This is a genomic window from Bacillus sp. PSXD-155 (assembly GCF_049310765.1).
GTDB classification, from domain to species: domain Bacteria; phylum Bacillota; class Bacilli; order Bacillales; family Bacillaceae_G; genus Bacillus_A; species Bacillus_A cereus.
This window is the reverse complement of record NZ_JBMOWC010000095.1, coordinates 1-10359: the sequence shown is the minus strand read 5'-3', so window position 1 is coordinate 10359 and position 10359 is coordinate 1. Positions and strand designations below refer to the sequence as shown.

Here is a 10359-nt window from a genome sequence, read left to right as displayed (position 1 = left end):
GTTCCTTAAACGAACGTTTTAGGGACTATTTAAGCCATTTTATTGATGCTACATTTTCTAGTTATATAGATAATCTTACTAAGTTTGGATATCAATCTGGGATAAAAAACTCTTTACCTATTAACAACTTTATGCTTGGGAAATTTGGAATTGCTTATACTTTACTTAGATATAAGAATAATAAAATCCCATGTATATTATCTTTAGACATTTAAGTAATTATTATATGAAGGGAAGATATCTTTTGAGCATTGAAATTACTAATTTATCAAAAAACTTTAATAAAAGAGAAAGAGTCTTAGACTCTATAAACATGAATATTAAAAATGGTGAAATAGTTGGATTAGTTGGTCCTAACGGGGCGGGAAAAACTACATTAATGAAAATTATCTCAGGACTCATTGTACAGTATAATGGTGAAATCAAATTCTCTCAAGAAGAATATACTCAAATAGGTAGCTTAATTGAAAAACCAAAATATTTTCCTAATAAAACTGGTTACTATAATTTGAAATATTTTAGTCAGTTATATAGTGATAAAGATAATAATATTGAAGAAATTATACATTCCCTTCAAATGGAGAATTATTTATCTAAAAAAGTAAAAGATTATTCTTTAGGGATGAAGCAAAGGCTGGGAATTGCTTTAGCATTGTTAAACAATCCAAATTATTTAATATTAGATGAACCAACTAATGGAATGGATCCTAATGGGATTAAAAGTATCTTAAAATATATAAAAGGGGTAACAAAGAAAAAAAATATAGGGGTTCTCTTATCTAGTCATATTTTAGATGATGTAGCGGATATTAGCGATCGGGTTTACCTAATTAACAAAGGGCAGATTATAAATGAATATTCTAGCTCAATTACTCCTGAAAAGACTATTAAATTTACTTTTAATCAAGAAATAATTATTGAGGCAACAAAGATTTTATCCTATTTTGGATTAGTAGAGAAGACGTCAAATACAATTTCATTGACTACCGATAAAGATTTAAAAATATTATTAGAAAAGTTAGGGAAAAAAAATATTTATCCTCAAGATATAGATGTAAAAAAAGATACTTTAGAAGAATTTTACTTTAAGAATATAGGAGCTGAGTAAAATGAACTTTTCAAGCTATATTAGGTTGGAATTATTTAGAAATATAAGTACTGTATACCTTTATCTAGCTATTATTGCATCATTTATTTTTGGAGGTGGAATAGTCTATTCCATTTATTCCTTAAATGGTCCATTTCATGCACATAATGTTTCGGGTCTCTACTCAACTATCGCTGTTCTTGCATTAGCTATATTTTGTGTGAAAGTTGTTTCAATAGATTTATACTATGGGACTATACAGTTAATTTTTACAAATAAACAGAATAGACATTTGTTCCTTTATACAAGGCTAATCATTATAACAGTTATCTCAATTCTATTTGGCATCGGTTGTATATCCTTGCTATGGATAAATGATGTATTAAACCATCAAGGATTCAATGTACAAATTGTTTGCAACACATTATTTCATTATTTTTTATTTGGGATTTTTTACACCCTTTTATTTTTATTAATTTCTATTTTCTATAAAAAGCCTATGAATCTTCTTATAATTGCATTCTTTACAATTGTACTCATACCAAGTATCATTGGAGCAATTTTAAATATTCCTGGTTTGCCTTCTATATTAAAAGAGGGGATTATGGTGTTGCCCATATATACCTTGCCTATAAAAATAGCTGATCTATCGTTAAGTATAACTGATATATTTGTAATTATCGGTTCGAACGTTTGTTTGTTCATCTGGATATTCTATACTCTTCCTAAAACTGATTATTAAAACTCATCCTTTTTAAACAAATCGCAATTATAAATGAGGGGATTTTATGAAAAAAGTAGTAGCTTACGTTGCTTCAAGGAATAACAACAGTCGTACTGTTACAATTACAGAAAACTTATTGACTGAACTAAAAAGGAGTTTGGATCATCGAATTAATATAACACTTATTACACCTCTCACACATAATGTGCTCCCTCCAACGGGATGTAAAAGTTGTTTCAATCACGGAATTTGTCCTTCTGATTCTTTAATGAATGACGATACTAACTTAATAAAAAAGGAGTTACTAGAAGCAGATCTTCTTTTTCTAGTCAGTCCTGTTTATTCACATAATGTTTCTGGAGACATGAAAAATCTAATTGACAGAATCTCTTATTGGGCTCATATTTTTAAATTAGCCAGTAAACCAATTATACTTTTGGCTTCTGCAGAAAGTAACGGGGCAAAATACGTTATTAATTACATGAACAAAGTATTTAGTGCTATGGGAGCTACAATAATTGGACAAGAAACGTTTTTAAATACAGTGGAAAATTCATACAAAGGGAAGGTTGATAGTATTATAAATCTGTCAAAAAAAGTCCTTTCACAAAATGTTTTTTTATCACCTACTGAACAACAAGAAAACTTATTTCAATATTTAAAACAAACTATTTCCACTTACAATAATGAACATTTTGAATATAACTATTGGTTACAAAATGGATTATTTAAAAAGAATAGTTTAGAGGAATACTTTTGTTTCTTGGAATATTTTCCGATTATGAATCCTGCTGCTCCTCCAATTATAGCAGCTACAATACTGGAATATAATAATCCAAACACTACAGCAAGTCCTAACGCAAACGCAAACGACTCTGAATTCATTAAAATCACCTTTCATATTTAATATTATTCAAATAGTACAAAATTATTTAATAAAGTTAACAACTCCTTAATTATTATTTTAATTCTGAATTACAAATTTTTCAAGGTTGCTATCAAAATATAAATCTATGAAAAATTTAAGTAGTTTTATCAGGAGTTTAGATAATTTTTTTCTTTCTAGTCTAAAAAATGATTTGAATTTTGTATATAAAAGGGAGCACCACATGGCTATTAAGCTAAGCTTATACAACGGCACTTATAGTAGAGGTTATTTCTTATTTTTAGAGGATGCATGTAGATAATTTAAAGATTTTTGTACGAAATAAACGCTAATGTATTTCATTTTTTAATTAAACTGCTTGATTATCAAACATGGTCCAATTGTACATGCTACTAATATATATAAACTGTTTTCTTCTCACATCAAAGAGGTGTTGCTGAAAGAGGTTAAACAGCTGAATTAGAATTTTTAATAATTCTTTTGATGTGGCTTTCTGTATTGCTTGGAAAAGAAGAAAGTAATCTAATTATATGTATATGGTGTAAGAAGAAGTTAAACAAGATACAACGACATCTAAAGATGGAATTGATTATTCTTACGACTAATTTTAATTTATAAAATATCTATTAAGAGAGAATTTTATATACCAGTTAAAGGTGGTTTTAAACTATGTATTTTTTACACAATAAAATCTCTTTTAAAACGAATGATAAATAGCTTTTGAACCCTTATCTTAGTGTGATGGCAAAAAATAAAAGTTCAGCAATTTTTCATTACTGAACTTTTATTTTTTACTCTTTCCTATTCTGCCTAAGCTATCTTTAATAGTTGTTTCTCCAAGCTGTGTGTATAATAAGGCCGTATCTTGGCTAGTATGCCCAAGTTGCTGCATCACTTGTAACGAGTCTTTTTCTTCCATATATAACTTATTTGCCAATGTATGTCTTAATTTATGAGGAGACATTCTTTTACCAAAGGCCTTAGTATATTTTTCTACTATATCTTGGATAGCCCTAACTGAAAGAGGCTGTGCAGTATGTTTATACTTCGATAAGAATACATTTTTTAATTCTTTCCCTGGAGCATATTTTTTATCTCTAATTTCCATATAATTTTCAAGATCATTCAATGCAATTGGGGTAATCCATACAGAATCTTCTTTGTTTCCTTTTCGTATTACATCAATTAGCCTTTCTTTTAAGTTTATATCTTCCATACGAAGATCGGCCAATTCACTTACACGAATACCACTACCAAGAAAGAGAGAAAGAATAGCTACATCACGATCTTTATCTCTTAGGAAATAGAACAACTGATGTTTTGTTAAAGATTTTTCATGTTCGTACTTAATGTAATTCAAAAACTCTTGATCGTCATCATTATGAAATATTTTAGATCTCATACGTTTTGCACGGGCATTTAATGTTTCCTTATCTTTATGTATTTCAATTTTAGCCATTACATTTCTATAAAAATAACATTCTCCATCATCATTCTCTGATAGGGAGGTAAGGTACTTAAATAAAGACTTTAAGGCTGAAATTTTTCTGTTAACAGAGGAATTCTGCATATTTTGTTGTAGTTTTAAAAACCTCATAAAGTTCTCAACATCTTTTTTCTTTAAATTCTCCAAATCAGAGAAGGATATGTCTTTAATGGGCTTAAATTCAATAATTTGTTCAGATAATAGCCAATTAAAGAAAACTCTAAAATCATATACATAATTCAGTAGGGTGGAGGGAGAGGCATCATGCAATTCTTTGTACTCCACAAATTCTTCTATGTAAAAGGGCATTTCATTTAAATTCTCGTATAATTTCTTACGATGTACTGATTTTTGACGTTGCTTGCTGTAATCCATAAAAATCACCTCATATATACTATAACAGAAAAAATACACGAACACAAGTTCGCGTTAAATTCAATTTTTACACGAACTTATTTACATAATTAAATTATGAAATAATAAAATTCACTCGAAATTGAATGGGAAAGTGTAATTATTCTAATAAAAGTTATAGATAACCAAGTGATAAATTCATATTTGGCGATAAAAATTATATATGTATATAAAATAAAACGATTTTCAAATATAAATTCTAACAAAATGAATACATGAACACAGTTTAAAAGTCGTTATAAAATGTGAATTGGTTAATTTAATCAAGAGTTAGTTAGATCAACACAAGAAAAGCTCTTATAAATTAAAATGTAATTCACTATAAAAATTGTTTATGAGTAATTCAGCATTTGATTATTCTTATATAAAATATGAATTTTATGGCGTATACCAATATACTAAGATTCATGCACTTGGGCTTGAAATCCCTAGATACTGTATTTAACTTTTATATAATTGTATTATTGTGCGTAAAATTGGTATTTCGTGCGAAGTTTCGAATTGTTTGTTTTTCACCTCTTCATATTAACTTTTATTCTCATCTAACAAAATACGTCATTCACTTTATCTTTCATTAGTCCGAACATCTTTTAGTTTCAGATACATTCAACTATACATATTAATATTGATTACATAGTTGCTTATAGGACATATCCAGTATATAAATACACTTTAATACAAAACAGTTAACTTTAATCGCTTAAGGCTAAGTAGATTGTATTTTTCGCAAAACTTGATTGTTTATAATGTCGAAATAGAGTGTTTCCTATAGTACTTTTATATTGTACTTGGTTTAGCTGAGCATTCCGCTTAATATAATTTTAATACAGATTTCAAAATATAACTTCTAAATTTTTCTTCTGTCTCAATAACATAAGTATTCTTTTCAATTTGAGATTTATTCCGATCTTTTTTTACAAATACCTATAATAAAGGTTATGTAGACTAAATATAAGTAAGTGATTAAAATAAGAGCCTCCTATTACCTGCGGATATCCCAAATAGACCTACATCCCACTACTACAATAAAATATTAAAGTTATTATTCTCAGAAATCCAACCATAATGTTAATGTATATTTTTTAATCCCGGTGAAATGATATATTTGAAATTCACAAATGGAGGAGTGTATTTATGAGTGTAATAGTTGGAGAAATTTTAACATTTCCACATGGTAATGAAAAAGTTAAACTACGTGTATTCGGTGATGAGTTCTATGCTAGATATGAGTCAATAGACGGCTATACAGCTATATATGACAGTGATTTAGATAAATACTGTTTCGCAAATCTAGATAATGGTAAATTTGTATCTACCGGAAAAGACATAACAGGCCCTGTACCTAATGGGATAACTCGTCACATTAAAGAAGATCCATTAGTGAGAAACAAAAAGTTCAATGCAAAGTATGATAAATTTCACTCAATCGTAGAAAATAATAATTTAGATTCAAATAAAGTACTTCATGAAATGGATACTAATGAAGATAGAACGCATGGACCTAATAATGGGTTACTTGAAGGTACATCTATAACTGAAGGAGACGTACTTGGACTAACAGTTTTAGTGGAATTTGCTGATTTATCTTCTACTGTTACTCGAGATGATGTCGATGAAATGTTAAATGGTGAAAATTATAATAAAAATGGGAATTTTTGTTCAGTACGAGAATATTTTAAGATTATGTCAAATGGAAGATTAAATTACAGAAACATCGTGGTAGGTCCTATAAAGTTGTCACATAGGCAGTCATATTATAAGACAACAAATTTTGTACAAGAAGCGATGGATATTGTAGTAAATGATTTAAATATTAATTTATCTCAATTTGACTCTAAAGGTAGAGGAATTGTCGATGCGATAAATTTTCTCTATGCTGGACAAACACTGTATAAGGGGCAGCTTTGGCCACATAATTCATTTATCAATCTAGAATACGATGATGTAAAGACACATTTTTATCTTTTAACTAGTCTAGGTCGAAATTCTGGAGATTTAAGTATAGGAACATTTTGTCATGAAACTGGACATCTACTATGTCGATTCCCTGATATGTATGACTATGGAGAACGTGATGATGATTTATTTCCTAGCGAAGGAATAGGAAGGTACTGTCTTATGGGATCTGGTAACCACCTAAATAATGGTCTGACTCCATCTCCTGTTTGCGCGTATCTAAGGGATTTAGCTGGGTGGTGTCAGAATGAAATTGTTCTTACTAACGGTTTGTTCACTGCAAAACACGGTGATTATAATACTGTAATGAAATACAATACTGATAAAGCTAATGAATACTTTCTTGTTGAAAATCGAACTCAAATTGCTTTAGATAGATACTTACCTTCCAGTGGATTAGCAATTTATCATTGTGACATCGAAGGTTCAAATGAGTACCAAGATGGTACACCATCTAAGCATTATCAATGTGCATTATTGCAAGCTGACGGTAATTTAGATTTAGAAAATAATCGTAACAATGGAGATTCAAAAGATTTATTCAAGGAAGTTACAAGTATAGCAATTTCAGGTGATACTACTCCTTCAAGTAAACAGTGGGATGGTCAGAACTCGGGACTTACTATTTTAGACATTACCACTCCTAGCGAAAACATAGAGTTCAAAGTACAAATAAGCCACTGATACTTAGAGCAAGCAAAATAGTTCACGTCACATAGCTATTGGAATTAGAATGAAATTTATATGAGTTCGAAAACGTTTCAAAGGATAACACACCGTAACTGATTTTTTTATTCAATAGGTACAAAACCGCCTATGTAAGTGTTTTTATTAAAAGAGATACCTTATTTACTATGTAGTGAACCCGAATAGTGGTACATGAAAAACACCTCCTGAATTCGCATACTAAGTCTGCAAATTAAATGGAGGTGTTTTTCATTTCAAGACAAGAGTTCATACTCAGAAGAATTACAATGAAAAGTGATTGAGATGAAAAAGGATGGTTATTCCAATCGTACCATTATGGAGACACTCAGCATTAAAAATGCTTCCCAAGTTAAGACATGGGTGAAATGGTATCGTACAAATCAAACATATCGTTTTCAACAACCTGTAGAAAAACAATAATTGGTTCCTTATTTCCCTCTATCTCGATTACAACGTGATAAAACATAGAAATCCCACCAATTTCTATGTTCAATTTCTAAGAATTTGTTTCGCAACCCTGTAATTTTTATTATAAATTCCTCTAATACTTATCATTCTGCATCTTTTAATATATGTCTCCATTTATCGCAAAAGTTTACTCTTCGTTCTTCGTGTCCTTCTCTCAGTGCGTATAAATAGCTTTCATATTCTCTTTTAAGAGCATGAGTAAATAATTTAACATCATACAGTACCCATCCATCATGTTTATCAATAAGATTATTATTATTAAATGTAAGCGCTGTGTGTTTTTTTGTCTGTGCCTGATGTAAAATTCCACATCTCACATTACTGTAGAAATGTGTTGCTCTCGTATCATCAAATGATAAACCAAAACTCCCTTCACTTCCATTAAAATATGGACTACTGACTAAAAACTCTTTAAATGCTTTTTCCGATTTACCTCTCGTATGAGGTAGTCCTTTATAAAATTGCTGAAAAGTTTCTACCAATAAACAATTAAGCGCCATTATACTAAATGCTTTGCTTAAACTAGGATCTACTTCGCATTTTTCCAGCATTACATCTGTAATATCAAAGAACCTTCCCTGAATTCTATCTTCAAAAATTTTAATAGCTGTTTCCCAACTAGCATCGTCACTGGTAGGACTTAATTCTTCAAATAAATCCTTGTAATCATTTAATTCATAATTTGGTGATATATATAATTTATTATTTAACATTTCACTTTGATCCTCTTCTCTTTTATTTAATGTTTTTTTAATAAGTAAAAACAGTAAGCAGTGTAAACTCCAAGATAAGATAAAATAAAACAAAATAACTAATTATACTTACTGAGAATCTTACTTCATCTTAGCAAAAATCTCAATTTTCCGTCAATAAAGAGTGATCTACTCGATAATTTTGTTAGTCAACTAGGAAAGTGGCCTAAAATAAAAAAGGCAAAAATCATTAAAAGTCTATCGTTCATGTGAATTGGGACTTTATAATAAAATAAGAGCACACCTATAAAGGAATGCTCTTATTTTGCATATAAGTGAATCCGATTTTATGAATTGAATATGGCATGTTATACCCCTACAACATTACATTTCAATACCTGTATATTATACTAAACCTCTCTATCATTGACAATTGTTGCTTCTATCCTATGATTCCACACCATATTTTGAACGCTAAAACACTAAATAATAAATAGTCTATAGCGTATTGGATAATCCTATTTTTTTAAAAAACTAAACCATCAAGGTTTCAATTAAATTACTCAACTTTTCACGATCCCATAGTTTAGTATTAGTCTTGCTAGCTAACTCGACAGCTCCTTTAGTATATGTACTATTTGTAATTACCCATGATTCATCAGCACCATAAAACGCCTTTCCAGCTACAACTTCTTGTATTGCCGCTGTCCCAACTGTACTTTTATAACGTTTGGCCTGAATTACATATTTTTTATTTTGTTTAAATGCTAAAATATCTGCACCTTGATCCCCACTACCCTTGGTTAATTCTGTTCTGAAACCAAGACACTTTAGTAAGTCTGCTAGATATTGTTCAAACTCCTCTCCACTAAGTAAATCTATATCTTCAATAGTTATATATTTTTGCGTATGTGCAGTTGTTCTATTCTTGTTAAGGGAAGTCTCCAACTGTATAGCTCTAAAACTTTTTATTTCTTTTTTTATAATTGTGTACAATTCCGTTGTTCCTTGAATGTAATTTATAAAACCTTTTTCTTTTAAAAATACTGCTAGAAATCCTAAATATGTTATTTGATTAATGTTACTTTCACCGACCAGACTAATGTATTTATGTATAACATCAACAGTACTGTTATATTCAGGGGATAGATTAAACAATGGGATGAATTCATCTCTATGTTCACTAAAGTTTTTTAATAAAGCCAACTCCTTTAAAGTAAGTACTAAATAATCTTCATAACCATTAATCTTATAGTTTTTACTTTTTAGAACGTGTAAGAATGGATCGAATAATTCCTCATAAAACGTAATTACCCAGTTCCAATTTTGATAATGGAATAACCCCGAAATTCTATCTTTCCTTTCTTCACCTTTAATTAGTGCTAGTAAAAGTTCATCTGAATTAGAATGAATAATTCCTGACACATAATGTAGATCAATAAAGTTCTTAAAGAGTTCGTTAAACTCTCTATCTTCTTTTCTATATTGCTTTTCTTCTAAACGATGTTGTACTTTTTCCTCTTTGCCCCTCTTATTAACGAGTTTACGAATTGCTTCAGCAAAAAATTTAATTTGGGTTAATTTTTCCTCGCCTACTAAATTAATAATGTTATTACTGTTGAGTTCTTTTGAGACAAAATCAGTTTCCACTTTTCCCTGCCCCTCGAAGTAAACTTCCATTTTTTCTTTTTGTTTTCTACTCAAACGAGTTTGTTTCATTAATTCCCCCTTTTTTTCCTCAATAATAGAATTATATTTTTGAATTTCTATATTCTTTTCCTCAACCTCTAAAACACAGTTTTGAAGTAATTGTTCTTTAATATGTAATTCTTCAGTTACACGTTTAAGTTGTGCTACTTTAGATTCGATTTTGATTGAAATAGAGTTTAATTGTTGATTTTGCTTATTTACTTTTAAATCAATGGATTTTAGATTTTT

Annotated in this window: 8 protein-coding genes and 1 pseudogene; 6 read left to right on the top strand and 3 right to left on the bottom strand. The window is 29.4% G+C overall.

Translation table 11 applies throughout. The annotated features are described in order from the left end of the window. The 4 genes from ACO6VI_RS32230 to ACO6VI_RS32215 all read left to right on the top strand — a co-directional run. Nucleotides 1-215: lanthionine synthetase LanC family protein (locus ACO6VI_RS32230; RefSeq protein ID WP_422425133.1), on the top strand; the 215-nt coding region annotated here is incomplete at its 5' end. Nucleotides 216-244: 29 nt separating this feature from the next. Further along, a complete protein-coding gene (locus ACO6VI_RS32225; RefSeq protein ID WP_422425132.1) occupies nucleotides 245-1108 on the top strand; it encodes an ATP-binding cassette domain-containing protein in 864 nt (287 codons plus the stop codon). A 1-nt stretch (nucleotide 1109) separates the two neighbouring features. Further along, nucleotides 1110-1829: a hypothetical protein gene (locus ACO6VI_RS32220; protein WP_161519944.1), complete on the top strand. Its 720-nt coding sequence runs from the start codon at nucleotides 1110-1112 to the stop codon at nucleotides 1827-1829. Between the two features lie 46 nt (nucleotides 1830-1875). After that, on the top strand, nucleotides 1876-2718 hold the full coding sequence (locus tag ACO6VI_RS32215) for a flavodoxin family protein (protein WP_422425130.1): 843 nt from the start codon (nucleotides 1876-1878) through the stop codon (nucleotides 2716-2718). 763 nt (nucleotides 2719-3481) lie between these two features. Here the strand turns inward: ACO6VI_RS32215 and xerS are convergent. Then, nucleotides 3482-4558, bottom strand: coding sequence for a tyrosine recombinase XerS (xerS, locus tag ACO6VI_RS32210; RefSeq protein WP_161519943.1), 1077 nt, complete (start codon nucleotides 4556-4558; stop codon nucleotides 3482-3484). Nucleotides 4559-5731: 1173 nt separating this feature from the next. Here xerS and ACO6VI_RS32205 point away from each other — a divergent pair. Both ACO6VI_RS32205 and ACO6VI_RS32200 read left to right on the top strand, forming a co-directional pair. Continuing rightward, complete coding sequence (locus ACO6VI_RS32205) at nucleotides 5732-7237, top strand: M6 family metalloprotease domain-containing protein (protein WP_422425129.1); 1506 nt, start codon at nucleotides 5732-5734, stop codon at nucleotides 7235-7237. 259 nt (nucleotides 7238-7496) lie between these two features. Beyond that, nucleotides 7497-7678 (top strand): annotated as a pseudogene (locus ACO6VI_RS32200) (IS3 family transposase); the annotation flags it as partial. A gap of 134 nt (nucleotides 7679-7812) precedes the next feature. Here ACO6VI_RS32200 and ACO6VI_RS32195 read toward each other — a convergent pair. Both ACO6VI_RS32195 and ACO6VI_RS32190 read right to left on the bottom strand, forming a co-directional pair. Then, nucleotides 7813-8442: a hypothetical protein gene (locus ACO6VI_RS32195; protein ID WP_151577479.1), complete on the bottom strand. Its 630-nt coding sequence runs from the start codon at nucleotides 8440-8442 to the stop codon at nucleotides 7813-7815. Nucleotides 8443-8955: 513 nt separating this feature from the next. Beyond that, the coding region (locus ACO6VI_RS32190; RefSeq protein WP_422425127.1) for a restriction endonuclease at nucleotides 8956-10359 on the bottom strand (1404 nt) is incomplete at its 5' end.

Coding starts and splice junctions, on each gene's coding strand:
- xerS (WP_161519943.1), bottom strand. CDS start 4,558: ATGGATTACAGCAAGCAACGTCAAAAATCAGTACATCGTAAGAAATTA.
- ACO6VI_RS32215 (WP_422425130.1), top strand. CDS start 1,876: ATGAAAAAAGTAGTAGCTTACGTTGCTTCAAGGAATAACAACAGTCGT.
- ACO6VI_RS32220 (WP_161519944.1), top strand. CDS start 1,110: ATGAACTTTTCAAGCTATATTAGGTTGGAATTATTTAGAAATATAAGT.
- ACO6VI_RS32205 (WP_422425129.1), top strand. CDS start 5,732: ATGAGTGTAATAGTTGGAGAAATTTTAACATTTCCACATGGTAATGAA.
- ACO6VI_RS32195 (WP_151577479.1), bottom strand. CDS start 8,442: ATGTTAAATAATAAATTATATATATCACCAAATTATGAATTAAATGAT.